General features: G+C 67.5%; 25 protein-coding genes. 18 read left to right on the forward strand and 7 right to left on the reverse strand.

The genetic code is table 11. The features are described from left to right. From MLE64_RS08410 to nadA, 5 genes are all read right to left on the reverse strand, one after another. Positions 1-1329: a class II 3-deoxy-7-phosphoheptulonate synthase gene (locus tag MLE64_RS08410; RefSeq protein ID WP_243317333.1), complete on the reverse strand. Its 1329-nt coding sequence runs from the start codon at positions 1327-1329 to the stop codon at positions 1-3. A gap of 25 nt (positions 1330-1354) precedes the next feature. Further along, the gene (locus MLE64_RS15960; RefSeq protein ID WP_243317334.1) at positions 1355-2068 is read right to left on the reverse strand and encodes a response regulator transcription factor; all 714 of its coding nucleotides are present in this window, start codon (positions 2066-2068) and stop codon (positions 1355-1357) included. A 96-nt stretch (positions 2069-2164) separates the two neighbouring features. After that, positions 2165-2965 carry a c-type cytochrome gene (locus MLE64_RS08420; protein ID WP_243317335.1) on the reverse strand — a complete coding sequence of 267 codons (801 nt, stop codon included), beginning with the start codon at positions 2963-2965 and terminating at the stop codon, positions 2165-2167. A 127-nt stretch (positions 2966-3092) separates the two neighbouring features. Continuing rightward, on the reverse strand, positions 3093-4664 hold the full coding sequence (locus tag MLE64_RS08425) for a sensor histidine kinase (RefSeq protein WP_243317336.1): 1572 nt from the start codon (positions 4662-4664) through the stop codon (positions 3093-3095). Between the two features lie 51 nt (positions 4665-4715). Then, on the reverse strand, positions 4716-5684 hold the full coding sequence (nadA, locus tag MLE64_RS08430; RefSeq protein ID WP_243317337.1) for a quinolinate synthase NadA: 969 nt from the start codon (positions 5682-5684) through the stop codon (positions 4716-4718). Between the two features lie 322 nt (positions 5685-6006). Between nadA and MLE64_RS08435 the strand changes: the two genes are divergently transcribed. After that, complete coding sequence (locus tag MLE64_RS08435; protein WP_243295495.1) at positions 6007-8166, forward strand: glutamine synthetase III family protein; 2160 nt, start codon at positions 6007-6009, stop codon at positions 8164-8166. A gap of 65 nt (positions 8167-8231) precedes the next feature. Here MLE64_RS08435 and MLE64_RS08440 read toward each other — a convergent pair whose 3' ends face one another. Both MLE64_RS08440 and rfaE2 read right to left on the reverse strand, forming a co-directional pair. Next, entirely contained in the window at positions 8232-8807 is a 576-nt protein-coding gene (locus MLE64_RS08440; RefSeq protein ID WP_243317338.1) for an outer membrane beta-barrel protein, read from the reverse strand. An 83-nt stretch (positions 8808-8890) separates the two neighbouring features. Next, positions 8891-9388, reverse strand: a complete 498-nt coding sequence (gene rfaE2 / locus MLE64_RS08445; protein ID WP_243317339.1) for a D-glycero-beta-D-manno-heptose 1-phosphate adenylyltransferase — start codon at positions 9386-9388, stop codon at positions 8891-8893. Positions 9389-9444: 56 nt separating this feature from the next. Between rfaE2 and MLE64_RS08450 the strand changes: the two genes are divergently transcribed. From MLE64_RS08450 to rplX, 17 genes are all read left to right on the forward strand, one after another. Next, positions 9445-9717, forward strand: coding sequence for an FmdB family zinc ribbon protein (locus MLE64_RS08450; RefSeq protein ID WP_243317340.1), 273 nt, complete (start codon positions 9445-9447; stop codon positions 9715-9717). A 182-nt stretch (positions 9718-9899) separates the two neighbouring features. After that, the gene (gene rpsL / locus MLE64_RS08455; RefSeq protein ID WP_026852760.1) at positions 9900-10298 is read left to right on the forward strand and encodes a 30S ribosomal protein S12; all 399 of its coding nucleotides are present in this window, start codon (positions 9900-9902) and stop codon (positions 10296-10298) included. A gap of 12 nt (positions 10299-10310) precedes the next feature. Next, positions 10311-10781: a 30S ribosomal protein S7 gene (gene rpsG, locus MLE64_RS08460; RefSeq protein WP_243317341.1), complete on the forward strand. Its 471-nt coding sequence runs from the start codon at positions 10311-10313 to the stop codon at positions 10779-10781. Positions 10782-10887: 106 nt separating this feature from the next. Next, a complete protein-coding gene (gene fusA / locus MLE64_RS08465) occupies positions 10888-12996 on the forward strand; it encodes an elongation factor G (protein WP_243295499.1) in 2109 nt (702 codons plus the stop codon). A gap of 347 nt (positions 12997-13343) precedes the next feature. After that, the gene (gene rpsJ, locus MLE64_RS08470) at positions 13344-13670 is read left to right on the forward strand and encodes a 30S ribosomal protein S10 (RefSeq protein WP_043483643.1); all 327 of its coding nucleotides are present in this window, start codon (positions 13344-13346) and stop codon (positions 13668-13670) included. Between the two features lie 14 nt (positions 13671-13684). Next, positions 13685-14311 (forward strand): 50S ribosomal protein L3, encoded by a 627-nt coding sequence (gene rplC, locus MLE64_RS08475; RefSeq protein WP_243317342.1) that lies wholly within the window; start codon positions 13685-13687, stop codon positions 14309-14311. 1 nt (position 14312) lies between these two features. After that, the gene (gene rplD, locus MLE64_RS08480) at positions 14313-14948 is read left to right on the forward strand and encodes a 50S ribosomal protein L4 (protein ID WP_243288438.1); all 636 of its coding nucleotides are present in this window, start codon (positions 14313-14315) and stop codon (positions 14946-14948) included. Then, the gene (locus tag MLE64_RS08485) at positions 14945-15220 is read left to right on the forward strand and encodes a 50S ribosomal protein L23 (protein WP_026852754.1); all 276 of its coding nucleotides are present in this window, start codon (positions 14945-14947) and stop codon (positions 15218-15220) included. The genes rplD and MLE64_RS08485 overlap by 4 nt, the downstream gene beginning before the upstream one ends. Before the next feature lie 73 nt (positions 15221-15293). Continuing rightward, positions 15294-16115 (forward strand): 50S ribosomal protein L2, encoded by an 822-nt coding sequence (gene rplB / locus MLE64_RS08490; RefSeq protein WP_243295500.1) that lies wholly within the window; start codon positions 15294-15296, stop codon positions 16113-16115. An 11-nt stretch (positions 16116-16126) separates the two neighbouring features. Next, positions 16127-16411 (forward strand): 30S ribosomal protein S19, encoded by a 285-nt coding sequence (rpsS, locus tag MLE64_RS08495; protein WP_026852752.1) that lies wholly within the window; start codon positions 16127-16129, stop codon positions 16409-16411. A 2-nt stretch (positions 16412-16413) separates the two neighbouring features. Next, on the forward strand, positions 16414-16767 hold the full coding sequence (gene rplV, locus MLE64_RS08500; RefSeq protein ID WP_043483641.1) for a 50S ribosomal protein L22: 354 nt from the start codon (positions 16414-16416) through the stop codon (positions 16765-16767). A gap of 2 nt (positions 16768-16769) precedes the next feature. Beyond that, on the forward strand, positions 16770-17417 hold the full coding sequence (gene rpsC / locus MLE64_RS08505) for a 30S ribosomal protein S3 (RefSeq protein ID WP_243317343.1): 648 nt from the start codon (positions 16770-16772) through the stop codon (positions 17415-17417). Positions 17418-17426: 9 nt separating this feature from the next. Then, complete coding sequence (rplP, locus tag MLE64_RS08510; RefSeq protein WP_243317344.1) at positions 17427-17846, forward strand: 50S ribosomal protein L16; 420 nt, start codon at positions 17427-17429, stop codon at positions 17844-17846. Positions 17847-17851: 5 nt separating this feature from the next. Beyond that, complete coding sequence (gene rpmC, locus MLE64_RS08515; protein WP_026852748.1) at positions 17852-18052, forward strand: 50S ribosomal protein L29; 201 nt, start codon at positions 17852-17854, stop codon at positions 18050-18052. 8 nt (positions 18053-18060) lie between these two features. Next, complete coding sequence (gene rpsQ / locus MLE64_RS08520) at positions 18061-18318, forward strand: 30S ribosomal protein S17 (protein WP_026852747.1); 258 nt, start codon at positions 18061-18063, stop codon at positions 18316-18318. A 9-nt stretch (positions 18319-18327) separates the two neighbouring features. Then, the gene (gene rplN, locus MLE64_RS08525) at positions 18328-18696 is read left to right on the forward strand and encodes a 50S ribosomal protein L14 (protein WP_026852746.1); all 369 of its coding nucleotides are present in this window, start codon (positions 18328-18330) and stop codon (positions 18694-18696) included. Next, positions 18696-18971: a 50S ribosomal protein L24 gene (gene rplX, locus MLE64_RS08530; protein ID WP_243317345.1), complete on the forward strand. Its 276-nt coding sequence runs from the start codon at positions 18696-18698 to the stop codon at positions 18969-18971. Before rplN ends, rplX begins: the two co-directional genes overlap by 1 nt. Positions 18972-18977: the final 6 nt, after the last annotated feature.

Here is an 18977-nt window from a genome sequence, read left to right on the forward strand (position 1 = left end):
CTAGCCCCGCATCATCTCCGCGATGAGGAAGGCCATCTCCAGGCTCTGGGTGCCGTTCAGCCGCGGATCGCAGCCGGTCTCGTAGGCCTTGGCCAGGTCCGCCTCGGAGAGGCCCTCGCTGCCGCCGGTGCACTCGGTGACGGCCTCGCCCGTGAGCTCGATGTGGACGCCGCCCAGGTGGGAGCCGTGGGCCCGGTGGATCTCGAAGGCCTGGCGCAGCTCCGAGAGGATGGCCCCGAAGTCGCGGGTCTTGAGGCCCTGGGCGCTCTCGGCGCCGTTTCCGTGCATGGGGTCGCAGCTCCAGAGCACCGGATGGTCCGTGGCCTGGACGGCCTTCAGGAGGGGCGGCAGGGCCGCCTGGATCTTCGCGGCGCCGAAGCGGGAGATGAGGGTGAGGCGCCCGGGCTCCCGGTCCGGGTCCAGGCGGTCCAGCAGGGCCGCCAGGTGCTCGGGCGTGGCGCTGGGACCCACCTTCACGCCGATGGGGTTGCGGAGGCCGCGCAGGTACTCGATGTGGGCGCCGTCCAATTGGCGGGTGCGCTCGCCCACCCAGAGGGTATGGGCCCCCAGGTTGTAGTAGGCGGACGTTTCGCCCACCCAGCGGGTGAGGGCCTCTTCGTAGGGCAGGAGCAGGGCCTCGTGGCTGGTGTAGAAGTCGATGCGCTCCAGGGCGTCCCGCTGCACGCCGCCCAGGGCCTCCAGGAAATCCAGGGACTCGCGCACCTGGTCCAGGGTGCGCCGGTACTCGGGCACCCGGCCCGCCTCGCCGGGCAGCTCCCAGCGCTCGGGGTGGTGCAGGTCCGCGTAGCCGCCGGCGGCGAGGGAGCGCAGGTGGTTCAGGGTGGCGGAGGCGTGGAAGTAGGCCTCCAGCATGCGGCCGGGATCCGGGCGGCGGGCGGCCTCGTCCGCCTCGAGGCCGTTCACGAGGTCGCCGCGGTAGCTGGGAAGCTCCTGGCCCCGCACCAGCTCCGTGGGCTTGCTGCGGGGCTTGGCGAACTGGCCGGCGATGCGGCCCACCCGCACCACCGGCTTCCGCCCGCCGTGGGTGAGGGCCACGGACATCTGGAGCAGCACCCGCAGCTTGCCCGCGATGGATTCCGCCGTGCAGTCCTTGAACTGCTCCGCGCAGTCGCCGCCCTGGAGGAGGAAGCGGCGTCCCGCGGCGGCCTCGGCCAGCAGGCCCCGGAGGCGGTCCACCTCCTGGGGCACCACCAGGGGAGGCATGCGGCGCAGCCGCGCCAGGACGCCCTCCAGCTCGGAGGGATCGTCATAGGCCGGCTGCTGCGCGGCGGGGAAGCGCTGCCAGCTGTGGGGGTTCCAGGGCGCCATCGGACCTCGGGGACGAAGGTCCAGTCTACCCGTTCGACGCGGCCCCGCCGGCCTCCGGTTCCACGGGGGTGATCCACCGGTAGCCTTCGCCGCCCACCGTGGTGATCCAGGGCGAACCGAGCTCCTCCCCGAGCTTGCGGCGCAGGTTGGCGATGTGGACGTCCACCGTGCGGGCGCTGGGGCGGGCGTCCGGCTCCCAGGCCAGCTGCAGCAGCTCCTTGCGGCTGTGGGTCCGGCCCGCGTGGGTGATGAGGATCTCCAGCAGGCGGAACTCGCGGGGGGTCAGCTCCAGGGGCCTCCCTTCCCGCCGGGCCTCCAGGCGCGGGAGGTTGAACCGGAAGGGGCCGGACCGCAGCTGGGTCGGCCGGTCCACGGGGCGGGTCCGGCGCAGGATCGCCTTCACCCGGGCGACGAGCTCCAGCACGGAGAAGGGCTTCACCAGGTAGTCGTCGGCGCCCAGGCTCAGGCCCTTCACCCGGTCCGCCTCCTCGCCCCGGGCCGTGAGGAGGAGCACGGGAACATGATCCTGCCGGTCCCGGAGGGTGCGGAGGACCTCGAACCCGTCCAGCTGGGGCAGCATCAGGTCCAGCACGATGAGATCCGCGGCCCGGGCCGTGTGGGCCGCCAGGGCGGGCACACCATCCTCCACGGCCTCCACGGAGTAGCCTTCGAAGCTCAGGTTGTTGACGAGGAGTTGGCAGAGGGAGGGCTCATCCTCCACCACGAGGATGTGGATCACGGCATCTCGCTCAAGGATCGTGCTTCATCCACGATGCGAGCATTGCCTTGGAAAGGCAAGTTGGATCGGCTGCAATTTCCTAGTGCGGGTATTCCTTCAGTACCGGCTGTCCGCGGGCTTCCCGCCCCGGGGCCAATCGTTCACCTTCCCGGGGAAGTCCGGCCGGGGCTGATGGGTGAAGTAGGCGGACACATCGCAGGCCTCCTGGGCCGTGAGGGGCTCCGTTCCGCCCAGCCCGCTCATGTTGGCCTTCACGAAGGCCGCGGCCTTGCTGGTGCGGGCCATGCCGGCCCCGAGGTTGAAGGACCGGGGACCCCAGAGCGGCGGAATGTCCGCGGAGCCCTGGCCGTCCTCTCCGTGGCAGACCACGCAGGCCCGGGCGTAGACCGCCTTGCCGCGTTCCGGATCCGCGGGCGCGGGGGCCTGCAGGGGGGGATTTCCCCGGCCCACCACCTCGGCCCCCACGGGGACATCCTTGGACAGCCACCAGACATAGGCCAGCAGGCCGCGCATCTCCTCGCTGTTGGTCGGCAGGGGCTTGCCGTTCATGGAGCGCAGGAAACAGCCGTTGATGCGGTCCTCCATGGTTCCCACGCGCCCGGCCCGGGGCAGGTAGGTGGGGAAGACGGCCCAGAGGCCCACCATGGGCGCGGCGTGGGGCGCCTTCCCGGCGTCCCGGTGGCAGCTGCTGCAGCTGAGCGCATTCCCGGAATAGGCCGGAGCGTACTTGGGGGTGTTCGTGAAGATCTTCTGGCCCATGCGGATCGCCTCGCCGACGGGCCCCGGGGGGATGGTCGCCTCCTGGGGCGCCTTCAAGGGCACCTGGACGGGCTTGGGCGGCTCGGCGGCCACCATGCCCAGGCTGAGAACCACGAGGCCCATCCATGAACGCGTCATGACTTCCCCCATCAGGGCGGGTGTCGCCCGCCTGATGGTAGGTCCCGGGAGGAGCCGTGCCCCGTGATCCTGGTCATCTCTGAAGGTGCCAGGCAGGTGGAAACCGAGCGGGGATGGGGCCTTCGGGTCAGGCGACCGGCACCTCCAGAAGGGCCGAGAGGCCCTCGCCGGGAGCGGAGGTGAAGGAGAGGCCCCAGCCTTCCTGCTCCGCCACCTGCACCAGGAGGCTCAGGCCGAGCCCCTGGCCTTCCCGCATGAAGCCCTCCTTCCCCTTGGAGCGCAGGCGCTGGAAGGGCTTGCCCAGGGCCTTGAGCTGGTGGGGTTCCAAGCCGTCCCCCTCGTCGGTGACCCGGAGGCAGAGGCGGCGCCGGGTCCGCCAGGATTCCAGGGTGACCCGGCCCCGCCCGTGGGTCAGGGCGTTCTCCACCAGGGTGAGCAGGGCCGAGCGCAAGGAGGGCAGCGGGGCCCGCCCCGACGCCTCCACCAGCTGGATCTCCAGGGGCCTGCCTTCGACCTCGAATCCGGGGCGCAGGTCCTCCACCACGTCGCGGATCCAGGCGGGCGTGGCCAGGCCGTGGGGACCGGAGGCGCCGCCGCCGCGGATGACCCGCAGGCCGGTCTCGATGATGGTGGTGAGGTGGTCCACCTCCTCGCCGATCTTGAGCAGCTCCTCGTCGGCCCGCTCGGGGCTGAGGCGGCCCAGGCGCAGGGAGTCGCAGCGGAACTTGAGGATGGCCAGGGGCGTCTTGAGGCTGTGGGTCATGGAGGCCATGCGATCGGCGTCCAGCTCGGCCTTGCGCCGGGTCCGGTGCCGCAGCCACAGGCCCAGCAGCATGGCGAGCCCCACGGAGAGGGCCACGCCTGAGACCAGGCGCCGCTGGGACTTGAGCGTCCGGCGGAAAGCCGCCTGGTCGTCATCGAAGGCCACGCCGCCCAGGGACCAGCCCTCTCCGAAGGCGTTGGTCTTGGTGATGGAGCCCAGGGGCAGGACGATGAGCCGCTGGGGGTCGGCCTGGAGGTTGGGCTGGGCCCCCCAGGGCTGGGGCTTCAGGTCCTTCCGCGTGGCGTCCGATTCCCGGAGGAGCCCCATGCGCAGGGCCCGGCGCGGAGCCAGGGCGATGCCCAGCTCGCGCTCCACGTCCGGGGACCCGGGCCGCCAGCGCTTGATCACCAGCCAGCGGTCCGACAGCAGGACCACCGTGGCCACCTTCCCGAAGTCGGGATCCTGCTCCCGCGGCGGGTTCCACTCGAAGCGCTGGGCCATCTCGGCGTGGGTCATCCATCCCAGGTACTGCTGGGTCTGGGCGGGGTCCTCGGGGGGGACCAGGTGGTCGCCCTCGCGGACCCAGAGGTGGCGGCCCTCGAAGCGGTCCAGCAGGGCCACCACCAGGGGCTGGTCGGCGAGAAAGCGGCGGACGTCCTCCTCATCGCCCCGCTGGATGCTGTGGAGGATCGGCAGGCTCTTCCAGTGCCGCTCCACCGCCTCGAAGTCCACCCAGTGGGCATCCATGTAGGCCTGCTGCGCGTTGCCGATCTGATCCATCAGGTAGTACCGGGGGGCGAAATACAGCACCCCCGCCGTCAACAGGCCCGCCAGGACCAGGAGGACGATGCCGCTCTGCTGCTGGAGGCGCTGCCACCGGGAGGTTCCGAAGCCGGGATGGAGGACGCGGAAGCGGGAGGTGCGATGGCGGGGCATGGGGGGCTCGGCGGGAAGGGGGTGACAGCCAGCTTAGCGGCCGCCGGCCTCCTAACCCAGGGCCAGCATCCGCTCCAGGGGCTTGAGGGCCTTCAGCCGGACGGCCTCGTCCAGGCGGATCTCCGGCTGCAGGTCCCGCAGGCAGAGGTAGAGCTTTTCCAGGCTGTTGAGCTTCATGTAGGGGCAGAGGCTGCAGTTGCAACCGCTGTCCGCCGGGGCGGGGATCAGCTCGGCGTCGGGCCGCCGGTGGCGCATCTGGTGGAGGATGCCGGCCTCGGTGGCCACGATGAAGGCCTTGGCGCTGTCCTTGGCCACGAAGTTGAGCAGGGCCGCCGTGGAACCCACGAAGTCTGCCAGCTGGCTGACGGTGGCGTCGCACTCGGGGTGGGCGATGAGCTTGGCCTCGGGGTGCTGGGCCTTGAGGGCGGCCAGGCGCTTGGCCGTGAACTGCTCGTGGACGATGCAGAAGCCAGGGAAGAGCACCATCTCGCGACCCGTCTGCTGCATCACCCACTTGCCTAGGTGGCGATCGGGGGCGAAGACGATCTTGCGATCCTTCGGCAGGCTCTCCACCACGCGCACGGCGTTGCTGCTGGTGCAGATGACGGTGCTGAGGGCCTTCACGCCCGCGGAGCAGTTGATGTAGCTGACCACGTCGTGATCCGGGTACTGCTTCAGCCACTCGGCGAAGTGGTCCGCCGGGCAGCGGTCCGCCAGGCTGCAGCCGGCGTCCATGTCGGGGATGACCACGGTCTTGCCGGGGTTGAGGATCTTGGCGGTCTCAGCCATGAAGTGGACGCCGCAGAAGGCGATGACGTCGGCATCGGCCTTGGCCGCCTGCTGGCTGAGCTGGAGGCTGTCCCCCACGAAGTCCGCCAGATCCTGGATCTCGGGTTCCTGGTAGTAGTGCGCCAGGAGGACGGCCCGCCGCTCGGCCTTCAGCCGCCGGATCTCGGCGGGCAGGTCGAGGCCCGCGGGGATGCTTTCGAGGTCGGGGACGTAGGGGGCGGTCAGGTCCATGGCTCCATTCTAGGCCTTCTCAAGGAACCGGCGGATCCGCTGTCCCGGACCCGGGTCGTCGAAGACGGCGGCGAAGGCCGCCCGTTCCCAGGCCAGGGCGGCGGGGCGGGGGATCCCTTCCTGCCGCCTCTGGAGATCCCCCAGGAGAAAAAGAGCCCGTTCGCAGACGGGAAAATCTGTCGCCACAAGGGGGATTCCGCTACCCTGGGGGTGGATCGCAGGATCCAGGTGGACATGGGAATCCGATGGCTGCCCCCGAGGGGCGGACATCGGTCCTTTTGTATTTACAGTCATCTTTCACCACCGTCCAAAGGGGGGACACATGGCCAAGGCGCCGGCGCCAGACACTTCCAGCATCTCACGGCTGGACCAGACCAAGATCAGCCAGTACTTCGGCTGCAACACCTTCAGCGAGCGGACCATGCGCGACCGCCTGCAGAAGGATGTCTACAAGGCCTACCGCCAGGCGCTGAAGCGCGGCGAGGCCCTGTCGCCCGAGGTGGCCAAGAGCGTGGCCCAGGCCATGAAGGACTGGGCTCTGGAGCAGGGCTGCACGCACTTCACCCACTGGTTCCTCCCCATGACCGGCGCCACCGCCGAGAAGCACGATGCCTTCATCTCCTGGGACGAGCCGGGCCAGGTCATCGAGCGCTTCAGCGGCAGCCAGCTCATCCAGGGCGAGCCCGACGCCAGTTCCTTCCCCAGCGGCGGCCTGCGCGCCACCTTCGAGGCCCGCGGCTACACGGCCTGGGATCCGGCCAGCCCGGCCTTCCTCATCGAAGGCCCCATCGGCAAGACCCTCTGCATCCCCACGGCCTTCGTGGGGTACCACGGCGAGGCCCTGGACCACAAGGTGCCCCTGCTGCGGTCCATGGAGGTGGTCTCCCGGCGCGCCAGCGAGGGCCTGGCCCACTTCGGCGTAGCCGCCGACGCGGTGGTGGCCCAGTGCGGCCCCGAGCAGGAGTACTTCGCCGTGGACCTGGAGCTGGCCCAGCAGCGGCCGGACCTCATGTTCGCCAACCGCACCCTCCAGGGCGCCAAGCCGCCCAAGGGCCAGGAGCTGGAGGACCACTACTTCGGCAGCATCAAGGAGCGGGTCCTCGGCTTCATGCAGGAGGTCGAGCTGGAGTGCTTCAAGCTCGGCATCCCCGCCAAGACCCGCCACAACGAGGTGGCCCCCAACCAGTTCGAGATCGCGCCCATCTACGAGGCCGCCAACATCGCCAGCGACCACAACCAGCTGCTCATGGAGATCCTCAAGTCCGTGGGCGAGCGCCACGGCCTGGCCATCCTCCTGCACGAGAAGCCCTTCGCTGGCGTCAACGGCAGCGGCAAGCACGTGAACTGGAGCCTGGCCACGGACGAGGGCCAGAACCTGCTGGAGCCCGGGCAGACTCCCGAGGAGAACCTGCAGTTCCTCTACTTCCTCAGCGCCACCCTGAAGGCCATCCACACCCACGGCGGCCTGCTGCGGGCCGCCATCGCCAGCGCCGGGAACGACCACCGCCTGGGCGCCAACGAGGCGCCGCCGGCCATCATGTCCGTGTTCCTCGGCGCCCAGCTGAGCCACATCCTCGACGCCATCGAGAAGGGCGCGGCCGCCGACGCCTCCTCCCAGCGCATCCTGGATCTCGGCATCGGCAACCTGCCCCGCATCGAGAAGGACGCCACGGACCGCAACCGCACCAGCCCCTTCGCCTTCACGGGCAACAAGTTCGAGTTCCGCGCCGTGGGTTCCAGCCAGCCCATCGCCCTGCCGCTGACGGTGATCAACGCCGCCGTGGCCGAGGCACTGGAAGGGCTGAACGCCAAGCTCGACGCCGAGATCAAGGCCGGCAAGGAGCACCGTGCCGCCGTCCTGTCCGTGGTGCGCGAAGCCATCATCGAGACCAAGTCCATCCGCTTCGAGGGGAACGGCTACTCCGACGAGTGGAAGGCGGAGGCCGAGCGCCGCGGCCTTCCCCACGCGAAGGACACGGTGGCGGCCCTGCACATCTGGGAGAACCCCGCGGCCAAGTCCGTGTTCTCCAAGCCGGGCATCCTGTCCGAAGGTGAGCTGGAATCCCGCATCCACATCCGCCACGAGCAGTACCAGAAGGCCATCGCCATCGAAACGCAGGTGCTGCGCGAGATGGCGGAGACCCAGATCCTGCCGTCCATCACGGCGGACCTGGGAGCCCGGGCCAAGAGCCTCGGCCGGCTGGCAGCCGCGGGCATCGCGGTGCCCGAGACCCTGAAGGCCTCGCTCCAGGCCCAGGCCACCCTCGCGGGCGAGGCCCAGTCACGCCTTTCCGCCATGAAGGCCGCCCTGGCCGACGCGGATGCCATCGAGGACCTGCATGCGCGGACCGAGGCCTTCGGGCAGAAGGTGAACGAGGCCAAGCACGCCCTGCGGGAGGTGCTCGACCTCCTGGAAGAGGCCTGCGACGCCGACCTCTGGCCCCTGCCCAAGTACTGGCAGCTCTTGTCGCCCCTGCTCTAGCTTTTTCCAGTCTTCACAAAAAACGGGCCGCGATCGCGGCCCGTTTTTCGTGAGTGGAACGGAGGCTATCGGCCGAAGCGGAACACCGCGCTCACCTGGAGCCAGGTGGCGGTGTCGAAGCCGAAGCCATCGTTGCCGTTCTTGTCCACGAAGACCTGGTTCAGGGAGCCTTCGAGGGAGAACATCTTGTTGAAGGTGTAGCCGCCACCGCCACGGATACCGAGCTTGCCGCTCTGGCTGGCGCTGCCGCTGAAGCCGTTTCCGCTGTAATCGTCCTTGACGCTGTTGAGGGAGGCGCCGGCGATGGTGTACCAGCCCTGGTTCGGGCTCTGGAAGTTGTAGACCCAGTCGGCACCAATCTGCAGGATCTTGAAGTCGTTGTTGACATCAGCCGGGCCGCCCCAGCCGGAGCCGGGAAGGCTGTGGTAGGTCAACTGGGCGCGGACCTGGTGGTGGGAGGTGATGTTGAAGTCCAGGTGACCGCCGATGTGGGCGCCGAAGAACTGGTTGGTGCCGAAATCGGTCTTGTCCTTCAGGTCCCCGACCGGCAGAGTGAGCCCCGTCTGCAGACCGCCAGTGATGTCCTGGGCGGCGAGGGGCAGGCCCAGAAGGGCGAGGGCAAGGGCAACGCGGTGACGCATGAGACCTCCGACAATGACGGGCCCCGGTGTGAGGCCGGTCCCAGCCTAGCGAGGTACTGTCACAATTGGATCATCCGAAGGATCTATGCGCGGGGTTCGAGCGTGACGCCGCGCCCGCTGAGGATCCGCTGCTCGATGCGCGAGGTGCTGTGGCCCGGGAGGAAGGGCAGGAGCACCAGCTTCCCCCCGTGCGCCTCCACGATCTCGCGCCCCACCACGTTGTCCGGCGTGTAGTCTCCGCCCTTCACCAGCACGTCCGGCTGGAGGGCGCGGATGAGCTCCAGTGGCGTGTCCTCCCTGAAGAGCACGACCGCATCCACGCTGCGCAGGGCCAGGAGGATGGTGGCCCGGGCGGCCTCGTCCTGCAGCGGCCGGCCCGGGCCCTTGAGCCGCGCCACGGAGGCGTCGCTGTTGAGGCCCACCACGAGGAAGTCACCCAGGGCGCGGGCCTCGGCCAGGTACTGCACGTGGCCTGGATGGATCAGGTCGAAGCAGCCGTTGGTGAAGCACAGCGTTCCCGGACGGGGCACGGCCGCGAGGAAGGCTTCAGGGCTCTGGAAGAAACGGGTCGGTGACGGCATCTAAGAGACCAGGATAAAATGGAAGGTTCAGGGAGAAGTCCCAGGAGAAGTCTGCCATGCCGCTCTATGAATACCGTTGTGAAGCTTGTGGCCAGCCCGAGGAGAAGCTGGAGAGCATGTCCGCCCCCGACACGCATGCGTGCCCGGCCTGCGGCGAGCCCGGCGGCATGAGGCGGCAGCTGTCCGTGTCGGCCTTCGCCCTGACCGGCGGGGGGTGGTACAAGGGCGCCGCCTCCGCGCCCGCCACGGCTTCCGCTTCGGCCCCGGAGGCCTCCAAGGGCGGTCACGGCTGCGCCGCTGGCGGCTGCGGGTGCCCCCTGGCCGGGTGAGGCCCGTCTCCATGGGTTTCCGCCTGGTGCGTTGACTTCCATGGCCATTCCGATAACCTAGATGGTTCCGGCCCCGTGGGCCGGCGCAGGATTTCATCCGTCCGACGTTCTCCGGAGCCTCCATCGCGGCGAACCTCTCGGGCCCAGGCCCGGATCCACCGGCGCCTTCCTTGGAGGATGGTGTGCCTACCATCAATCAGCTGATCCGCCTCGGGCGGAAGACGTTCCAGAACAAGACGAAGAGCCCCGCGCTCGACGCCTGCCCGCAGAAGCGTGGCGTGTGCACCCGTGTGTTCACCACCACCCCCAAGAAGCCGAACTCCGCGCTTCGCAAGGTGGCTCGCGTGCGCCTCACCAACGGCATCGAGTGCACGACCTACATTCCGGGCGTGGGCCACAACCTGCAGGAGCACAGCATCGTGCTTATCCGCGGCGGCCGCGTGAAGGATCTGCCGGGCGTGCGCTACCACGTCGTCCGCGGCACCCTGGACGCCACCGGCGTCGCGGGCCGCAACCAGTCCCGTTCCAAGTACGGCGCCAAGCGCCCCAAGGCTGGCGCCGCGCCGGCCAAGAAGAAGTAGGGGAGGTGAAACATGGCCCGTCGCAACGCACCCGCCAAGCGTGAGATCCTCCCGGATCCCGTCTACAACAGCCTCGTCGTCTCCAAGTTCGTGAACATCCTCATGGAGCGCGGCAAGAAGGCCACCGCCGAGCGCATCCTCTACGGGGCGCTGGAGATCGTCGCCAAGAAGTCCGGCGAGGAGGCCCTGGAGGCCTTCCAGAAGGCCCTCAACAACATCAAGCCCTCGGTGGAAGTGAAGTCCCGCCGCGTGGGCGGCGCCACCTACCAGGTGCCCGTGGAGGTTCCCCAGAACCGCCGCCAGTCCCTGGCCATGCGCTGGCTGAAGATCTACTCCGCCTCCCGCGGCGAGCGCACCATGCGCGACAAGCTGGCTGGCGAGATCCTGGACGCCATGAACTTCCGCGGCGCCGCCATCAAGAAGAAGGACGACGTCCACAAGATGGCCGAGGCCAACAAGGCCTTCGCGCACTTCCGCTGGTAGCAGCCCGTCCGACCGGAAGGAGCCGCCAACCCGGCGGCTCCTTCCGCGAAGGTCTTTGAAGCATTTCCCGACTCCGATTCTGCATTGATCCTTTCAGGAGGCCGCTGTGGCCCGCCAGACCCCCCTCGAGCGCTACCGGAACATCGGCATCATGGCGCACATCGATGCCGGCAAGACCACCACGACGGAGCGCATCCTCTACTACACCGGCAAGATCCACAAGATCGGCGAGGTGCATGAGGGTGCCGCGACCACCGACTGGATGGTGCAGGAGCAGGAGCGGGGCATCACCATCACCTCCGCCGCCATCACGGCCGCCTGGACGCCCCAGACCGGCCAGCTGAAGGGCGTAGAGCACCGCATCAACATCATCGACACCCCGGGCCACGTGGACTTCACGGCCGAGGTGGAGCGCAGCCTCCGTGTGCTCGACGGCGCCGTGGCCGTGTTCTGCGCCGTGGGTGGCGTGCAGCCCCAGTCCGAGACCGTGTGGCGCCAGGCCGACAAGTACGGCGTGCCCCGCCTGGCCTTCGTGAACAAGATGGACCGCACCGGCGCGGACTTCTTCCGCGTCGTCAAGATGATGCAGGACCGCCTGAAGGCGCGTCCCTGCCCCATCCAGATCCCCATCGGCGCCGAGGAGAACTTCAAGGGCGTGGTGGACCTGATCCTCATGAAGGCCGTCACCTTCGACGATGCCGACAAGGGATTCAAGACCCTCTACGGCGAGATCCCCGCCGACCTGGTGGAGACCGCCAAGGAGTGGCGCGAGAAGATGGTCGAGATGGTCGCCGAGACCGACGAGCACCTCATGGAGAAGTACCTGGGCGGCGAGGAGTTGACCGAGGCCGAGCTGCGCGAGGGTATCCGCAAGGGCTGCGTGTCGCTGGCCTTCACGCCCATGACCTGCGGCTCCGCCTTCAAGAACAAGGGCGTCCAGCCCATGCTCGACGCCGTGGTGAGCTACATGCCCTCGCCCCTGGACATCCCCGCCATCAAGGGCATGGACAGCGACGGCAACGAGGTGGAGCGCAAGGCCGACGACAACGAGCCCTTCAGCGCCCTCATCTTCAAGATCATGGCCGATCCCTTCGTGGGCTCCCTGGCCTTCCTGCGCGTCTACTCCGGCATCCTGCCGGCCGGCTCCGGCGTCTACAACGCCAACAAGGGCCGCCGCGAGCGCATCGGCCGCCTCCTCCAGATGCACGCCAACAAGCGCGAAGACATCGAGGAAGTCCGCACGGGCGACATCGGAGCCGCCGTGGGCCTGAAGGACGTGCTGACCGGCCAGACCATCTGCGACGAGAACAACCCCGTGGTGCTCGAGTCCATGGACTTCCCGGATCCCGTGATCCAGGTCGCCATCGAGCCCAAGACCAAGGCCGACCAGGAGAAGATGGGCATCGCCCTGGCCCGCCTGGCCCAGGAGGATCCCACCTTCAAGGTGAAGACCGATCCCGAGACCAACCAGACGATCATCGCCGGCATGGGCGAGCTGCACCTCGAGATCATCGTCGACCGCATGATGCGCGAGTTCAAGGTCGAGGCCAACGTGGGCAAGCCCCAGGTGGCCTACCGCGAGACCATCCGCAAGCGGGTGGAGTCCGAGGGCAAGTTCGTCCGCCAGTCCGGTGGCCGCGGCCAGTACGGCCACGTCAAGCTCATCGTCGAGCCCAACGAGGTCGGCAAGGGCTACGAGTTCATCAACGAGATCAAGGGCGGCGTGGTTCCCAAGGAATACATCAAGCCCACCGACGAAGGCATCCAGGAGGCCATGCACTCCGGCGTCCTCGCCGGCTACCCCGTGGTGGACATCAAGGTGACCATCTACGACGGCAGCTTCCACGAAGTGGACTCCAACGAAATGGCCTTCAAGATCGCCGGTTCCATGGGCTTCAAGGCTGGCTGCGAGAAGGCCAGCCCCGTGATCCTCGAGCCCATCATGGCCGTGGAGGTCGAGACCCCCGAGGACTACATGGGTGACGTCATCGGCAACCTGAACAGCCGCCGTGGCCGCATCGAGAACATGGAAGAGCGCTCGGGTTCCAAGGTCATCACCTCCAAGGTGCCCCTGGCCGAGATGTTCGCCTACTCCACGACCCTGCGCTCCATGACCCAGGGCCGCGGCACCTACACCATGCAGTTCTCGCACTACGAAGAGGCTCCCCGGAACGTGGCGGAAGAAATCATCGCCAAGGTCAAGGGTGCCAAGTAGGTCGATGTTCTCCGGGGGTTCCGTGCTTCGCACACACCCCCGGACCCCCGCAACTCGGCCTGGCGAAGCCAGCCCTCGTTGCCTCCCATTGCACCAACATCAGTAACTTGCTTTATCTGCAGTCTTAGCCCCCTCCGGGGGTGAGGCCGTCCTTCGAACCTTCGGGTTGCCGGGCCTCTAGATCCACCCGCTTCCTCCCCCGGGAGGTCGTGCGTTCTCTCAAAAAGCCGTTGAATTTGCAGCGGCTTTTGTTATGCTGATCAGCCCTGTCCCTGTCGTTGGGACGGATTTACATGGGCGGTCAGCGCCCCACGTCTATGGACGGTTCCCGTCCCAATGGAGTGAGCATGAAAGACAACATCCGCATCCGTTTGCGTGCCTTCGACCACCGTCTGCTCGATCAGAGCACCCGCGAGATCGTGGACACCGCCAAGCGCACGGGCGCCCAGGTGGCGGGACCGATTCCCCTCCCCACCCGGACGAACAAGTACACCGTGAACCGTTCCCCCCACGTGGACAAGAAGAGCCGGGACCAGTTCGAGATCCGCACGCACAAGCGGCTGCTCGACATCCTGAACCCGACCCAGAACACCGTGGACACTCTCATGCGCCTGGACCTGCCCGCTGGCGTCGACGTGGAGATCAAGGTCTTCAGCCGTCAGGGCAACCGGTAGAGGGGGGAGAAAACATGTCCAAAGGAATCATCGGCAAGAAGCTGGGGATGACCCAGATCTTCAATGAGCAGGGCCAGATCGTCCCCGTGACCGTCATCCAGGCCGGCCCCTGCGTGGTCGTGATGCGCAAGACCTCCGCCAAGGATGGCTACGAGGCCGTGCAGATCGGCTACGTGGACCCCAATGGCGGCAAGCGCGCCTCCAAGGCCGAGAAGGGCCACTGCGAGAAGCAGGGCGTCGCTCCGGTCCGCGTGCTGCGCGAGATCAAGGTGGACGCGGCTGACACGTCCAAGCCCGGCGACAGCGTCCTGGCCAGCGCCTTCGAGGCGAAGACCAAGGTGAACGTCACCGGCATCAGCAAGGGCAAGGGCTTCGCCGGCGTCATCAAGCGGCACCACTTCGCTGGCGGCCGCGCGACCCACGGCTCCATGTTCCACCGCGCTCCCGGCTCCATCGGCCAGTCGAGCTACCCCAGCCGCGTTTTCCCCGGCATGCGCATGGCCGGCCACATGGGCGACGCCCAGGTGACCGTGCGCAACCTGGAGATCGCCAAGGTGGACGCCGAGAACAACCTGCTGCTCATCAAGGGCGCCGTCCCCGGCCCCAAGGGTGGGTACATCGTCATCAAGCAGGAGGCCTAGGATGGCAGCGTTCCAGCACCCCGTCGTCAACCTCGACAACAAGCAGGTCGGCACCGTCGACCTCCTGCCCGAGGTGTTCAAGCTCGAGGACCTGAACGAGCACCTGATCTGGGAAGCGGTTCGCCACTTCCTGGCCAAGCGCCGCTCCGGCACCGCCAAGACCAAGGACAAGTGGGAAGTCAGCGGCTCCGGCAAGAAGCTCTGGAAGCAGAAGGGCACCGGCCGCGCCCGCGTGGGCTCCATCCGCAGCCCGCTGTGGAAGGGCGGCGCCACGGTCCATGGCCCCCACCCCCGTTCCTATGACTACGCCTTCCCCAAGAAGGCCCGGCGCGCCGCCCTGCGGAACGCCCTGTCCGCGAAGCTCGCCAGCGGCCAGATGCTGGTGGTGGAGAGTTGGGAGGTCGAGTCCCACAAGACCAAGGCCCTGATCCAGACCCTGGGCAAGCTCGGCGTCACCGGTTCCGCCCTCCTGGTGGGCACCGAGGCCAGCGAGAAGCTCTCCCGCGCCGCCGGCAACAACCCGAAGCTGCAGACCGTCGAGAGCCTGGGCGTCAACGTCTATGAGCTCCTCAAGTACGACCAGGTGATCTTCTCCAAGGAAGCCGTCCTGGCCCTCCAGGAGGTGGTGAAGCCATGACCAAGATCTTCGACGTGATCCGCAAGCCCCTCCTCACCGAGAAGGGCCAGATCCTGCGGGAGAAGAACATCCAGGTGTTCGAGGTGGCCACCTGGGCCACCAAGCACCAGATCCAGGAGGCCGTGGAGCTCCTGCTCCAGTCCAAGGTGAAGAGCGTCCGCACCGTGCGGATCCCCAGCCGGACCAAGCGCCTCGGCCGCTTCGTGGGGACCTCCAGCCCCCGCAAGAAGGCCTATGTCGAACTCGCCGAAGGCGCACCCGCGTCCGAGTAGGCGATCCATGGCGGACGGACAAGCTTTGCCCACTATCGCCCGCCCCTTTCAACCCTGAGGCAAGAGGACACCCATGAGCATCAAGCAGCTCAAGCCCACGACCCCCGGTCAGCGCGGCATGTCCAAGTTCGGCTTCGAGGAAATCACGACGGATACGCCTGAGCGTTCCCTGATTGCCAAGAAGAACCGCACTGGCGGCCGGTCCAACACCGGTCGGGTCACCACCCGCCACATCGGCGGCGGCCACAAGCGCCAGTACCGCATCATCGACTTCAAGCGCAACAAGCTCGAAGTCCCGGCCAAGGTCGCGACCATCGAATACGATCCCAACCGCACCGCCCGCATCGCCCTCCTGGTCTACGCGGACGGCGAGAAGCGCTACATCCTGGCCCCCGATGGCCTGGAAGTGGGCCGCACCGTGGTGGCCGGCAAGAACGCCGACATCCTGGTGGGCAACGCGCTGCCCCTGCGGAACATCCCCGTGGGCAACACGGTGCACAACATCGAGATGAAGCCCGGCAAGGGCGGCCAGATCGCCCGCGCCGCCGGCACCTTCGCCCAGCTCGTGGCGAAGGAGGACGACTACGCCCAGCTCCGCATGCCCTCCGGCGAGATCCGCAAGATCCACCTGGATTGCTACGCGACCATCGGCACCGTCGGCAACCTGCAGCACGAGAACATCCAGATCGGCAAGGCCGGTCGCACCCGCTGGAAGGGCATCCGTCCGACCGTCCGCGGCGTGGTCATGAACCCCGTCGACCACCCGCACGGTGGCGGCGAGGGTCGCACCTCCGGTGGCCGTCACCCCGTGACGCCCTGGGGCCAGCCGACCCGTGGCTACAAGACCCGTGGCAACCGTCGCACGGACAAGTTCATCGTCAAGCGGATCAACTAGGAGGCCCGACAATGGCACGTTCCCTGAAAAAAGGCCCGTTCATTGACGCCCACCTCCAGAAGAAGGTGGAAGTCGCCCAGGCGGCCAACGACAAGCGCGTGATCAAGACCTGGTCCCGCCGCTCCACCGTGGTCCCGCAGATGATCGGACTGACCCTCGCCGTGCACAACGGCAACAAGTTCATTCCTGTCTATGTCACCGAGAACATGATCGGCCACAAGCTGGGCGAGTTCGCCCTGACCCGCACCTTCAAGGGTCACGCTGGCAAGGCCGACACCAAGGCGAAGGGGAAGTAGCGATGGCTGAGATCGTTTCCAGCGCCACCGTTCGCCACCTGCGCGGTTCGGCCCAGAAGGCCCGCCTCGTGGTGGACATGATCCGCGGCAAGCACGTCGGCGAGGCCCAGTGGGTGCTCGCGCAGGCCAAGAAGTACGCCGCCGCCCCCATCCGCAAGCTCCTGGATTCCGCCGTGGCCAACGCCATCGACAAGAACCCGTCCGTCAACCCGGACGAGCTGATGGTCAAGACCGCCTTCGTGGACGAGGGCTTCCGCATGAAGCGGGTCCGCCCTGCACCCATGGGCCGCGCCTACCGGGTCCAGAAGCGCACCTGCCACATCACCATCCAGCTTTCTGCGGCCGGGGAGGAGTAGTCATGGGTCAGAAGGTCCACCCCTACGGGTTCCGCCTCGTCCACCAGAAGAACTGGCGCAGCAAGTGGTTCTCCAAGCGCGAGTACTCTTCGCTGCTTCACGAGGACATTAAGCTGCGCCGCGAACTCAAGAAGCAGCTGCACAGCTTGAACGCGATGATCTCGAAGATCGACATCGAGCGCGCCGCGGACAAGGTCACCGTGCGCATCTTCACCGCCCGTCCCGGCATCGTTATCGGCCGCAAGGGCGCCGAGATCGACAAGCTTCGCGAAGACCTCCAGAAGCGCCTGAACCGCCCCGTGTCCGTCGACATCCAGGAGATCAAGAAGCCTGAGGTCGATGCCCAGCTCGTGGCCGAGGGCGTGGCCCAGCAGCTCGAGCGCCGCATCGCCTTCCGCCGCGCCATGCGCAAGGCGGAGGAGGCCGCGATCCGCTTCGGCGCCAAGGGTTTCAAGATCAAGGTCTCCGGCCGCCTGAACGGCGCCGAGATCGCCCGGACCGAGGACTACCTCTCCGGTCAGATGCCCCTGCAGACCATTCGCGCGGGCGTGGATTACGGTTTCGCCGAGGCCCGCACGACCTACGGGATCATCGGCATCAAGGTTTGGGTGAACCTGGGCGACCAGGTTGCCGAGACCGTGAAGCGCTGAGGTGACCCCATGCTGATGCCCAAGAAGGTCAAGAACCGCAAAACCCAGAAGGGCCGCACCCGCGGCGTCGCCACGCGCGGCAATGATCTCGCCTTTGGCGACTACGGCCTCAAGGCGACGGAGCACTGCTGGCTGACCAACCGCCAGATCGAAGCCGCCCGTATCGCCATGACCCGCCACATCAAGCGCGGCGGCAAGATCTGGATCCGCATCTTCCCGGACCGTCCCACCACCTCGAAGCCCGCGGAGACCCGCATGGGCTCCGGCAAGGGGGCTCCGGACGGCTGGGTGGCGGTGATCCGCCCTGGCCGCATCCTCTTCGAGATGGAGGGGGTGACCGACGAGGTGGCGCGCGAAGCCCTGCGCCTGGCCCAGATGAAGTTGTCCGTGGCGTCTGAAATCGTCACCCGCACGCCGCCGGAGGAGTGATCGCCATGACCAAGAAGAATCCCTTTTCCGATTTGACCGGCAAGAGCGTCGAGGAGCTGGCGCAGCTGGAGGCCGAACTGGCCGCCAAGCGCTTCACCCTCCGCTTCCAGCACGCCGTGGGCCAGGTCGAGAACACCGCCGAGATCCGCAAGACTCGCCGTGAGCTCGCCCGTGTCAAAACCGCCCTGGCGACGAAGCTGGCCTAGGAGATCCCATGAGCCTCGAAAACAAGATGATTCGTAACGGCGTCGTGGTCTCCAACAAGGCCGACAAGACCGTGGTGGTGAAGGTGGAGCGCAAGTTCCAGCACCCCCTCTACCACCGCACGGTCAAGCAGACCGCCAAGTTCATGGCCCACGACGAGACCAACGCCTGCGGCATCGGCGACGTGGTCAAGATCGTGGAGACCCGCCCCCTTTCCAAGCGCAAGCGCTGGACGGTCCTCGAGATCGTCCAGAAGGCCGGCGAGTAAGGAGCTCACATGATCCAGATGGGAACCATGCTCACCGTCGCCGACAACTCCGGCGCCAAGAAGATCTGCTGCATCCTGCCCCTGGGCGGCGGTGTGGGCAAGATCGCGCAGCTCGGCGACGTGATCACCGCCTCCGTCAAGGAAGCGATCCCGGGCGGCACGGTCAAGAAGAAGGCCGTCGTCCAGGCCGTGATCGTCCGCCAGCGCAAGGCCTACCGCCGCAAGGACGGCTCCTACATCCGTTTCGACGAGAACGCCGCCGTCATCATCAAGAAGGATGGCGAGCCCGTCGGCACCCGCGTGTTCGGCCCCGTGGCCCGCGAGCTGCGCGAGCGGAAGTACATGAAGATCGTCTCCCTCGCCCCTGAGGTGCTGTAATGGAAGCCACCACCACCAAGATGAAGCTCAAGAAGGGCGACCAGGTCGTCGTCATCGCCGGCAAGGAGAAGGGCAAGACCGGGACCGTCTCCAAGGTCAGCCCCGCCACCAACCGGGTGGTCGTCGTCGGCGTCAACATGATCAAGAAGGCCACCAAGCCCAATCCCCAGACCGGGGAGGGCGGCGGCATCGTCGAGAAGGAGGCCTCCATCCACGCCTCCAACGTCATGCTCCTCGACGCCAAGACTGGCAAGGGCACCCGCAAGCGTTCGTAAGCAATT

The organism is Geothrix paludis (assembly GCF_022808815.1).
GTDB lineage: Bacteria > Acidobacteriota > Holophagae > Holophagales > Holophagaceae > Geothrix > Geothrix paludis.

What these genes read in the sequence shown, in the direction of transcription:
- MLE64_RS08410 (WP_243317333.1), bottom strand. Translation starts at nt 1,329, where the DNA reads ATGGCGCCCTGGAACCCCCACAGCTGGCAGCGCTTCCCCGCCGCGCAG.
- MLE64_RS08420 (WP_243317335.1), bottom strand. Translation starts at nt 2,965, where the DNA reads ATGACGCGTTCATGGATGGGCCTCGTGGTTCTCAGCCTGGGCATGGTG.
- MLE64_RS08425 (WP_243317336.1), bottom strand. Translation starts at nt 4,664, where the DNA reads ATGCCCCGCCATCGCACCTCCCGCTTCCGCGTCCTCCATCCCGGCTTC.
- nadA (WP_243317337.1), bottom strand. Translation starts at nt 5,684, where the DNA reads ATGGACCTGACCGCCCCCTACGTCCCCGACCTCGAAAGCATCCCCGCG.
- MLE64_RS08435 (WP_243295495.1), top strand. Translation starts at nt 6,007, where the DNA reads ATGGCCAAGGCGCCGGCGCCAGACACTTCCAGCATCTCACGGCTGGAC.
- MLE64_RS08440 (WP_243317338.1), bottom strand. Translation starts at nt 8,807, where the DNA reads ATGCGTCACCGCGTTGCCCTTGCCCTCGCCCTTCTGGGCCTGCCCCTC.
- rfaE2 (WP_243317339.1), bottom strand. Translation starts at nt 9,388, where the DNA reads ATGCCGTCACCGACCCGTTTCTTCCAGAGCCCTGAAGCCTTCCTCGCG.
- MLE64_RS08450 (WP_243317340.1), top strand. Translation starts at nt 9,445, where the DNA reads ATGCCGCTCTATGAATACCGTTGTGAAGCTTGTGGCCAGCCCGAGGAG.
- rpsG (WP_243317341.1), top strand. Translation starts at nt 10,311, where the DNA reads ATGGCCCGTCGCAACGCACCCGCCAAGCGTGAGATCCTCCCGGATCCC.
- rpsJ (WP_043483643.1), top strand. Translation starts at nt 13,344, where the DNA reads ATGAAAGACAACATCCGCATCCGTTTGCGTGCCTTCGACCACCGTCTG.
- rplC (WP_243317342.1), top strand. Translation starts at nt 13,685, where the DNA reads ATGTCCAAAGGAATCATCGGCAAGAAGCTGGGGATGACCCAGATCTTC.
- rplD (WP_243288438.1), top strand. Translation starts at nt 14,313, where the DNA reads ATGGCAGCGTTCCAGCACCCCGTCGTCAACCTCGACAACAAGCAGGTC.
- MLE64_RS08485 (WP_026852754.1), top strand. Translation starts at nt 14,945, where the DNA reads ATGACCAAGATCTTCGACGTGATCCGCAAGCCCCTCCTCACCGAGAAG.
- rplB (WP_243295500.1), top strand. Translation starts at nt 15,294, where the DNA reads ATGAGCATCAAGCAGCTCAAGCCCACGACCCCCGGTCAGCGCGGCATG.
- rpsS (WP_026852752.1), top strand. Translation starts at nt 16,127, where the DNA reads ATGGCACGTTCCCTGAAAAAAGGCCCGTTCATTGACGCCCACCTCCAG.
- rplV (WP_043483641.1), top strand. Translation starts at nt 16,414, where the DNA reads ATGGCTGAGATCGTTTCCAGCGCCACCGTTCGCCACCTGCGCGGTTCG.
- rpsC (WP_243317343.1), top strand. Translation starts at nt 16,770, where the DNA reads ATGGGTCAGAAGGTCCACCCCTACGGGTTCCGCCTCGTCCACCAGAAG.
- rplP (WP_243317344.1), top strand. Translation starts at nt 17,427, where the DNA reads ATGCTGATGCCCAAGAAGGTCAAGAACCGCAAAACCCAGAAGGGCCGC.
- rpmC (WP_026852748.1), top strand. Translation starts at nt 17,852, where the DNA reads ATGACCAAGAAGAATCCCTTTTCCGATTTGACCGGCAAGAGCGTCGAG.
- rpsQ (WP_026852747.1), top strand. Translation starts at nt 18,061, where the DNA reads ATGAGCCTCGAAAACAAGATGATTCGTAACGGCGTCGTGGTCTCCAAC.
- rplN (WP_026852746.1), top strand. Translation starts at nt 18,328, where the DNA reads ATGATCCAGATGGGAACCATGCTCACCGTCGCCGACAACTCCGGCGCC.
- rplX (WP_243317345.1), top strand. Translation starts at nt 18,696, where the DNA reads ATGGAAGCCACCACCACCAAGATGAAGCTCAAGAAGGGCGACCAGGTC.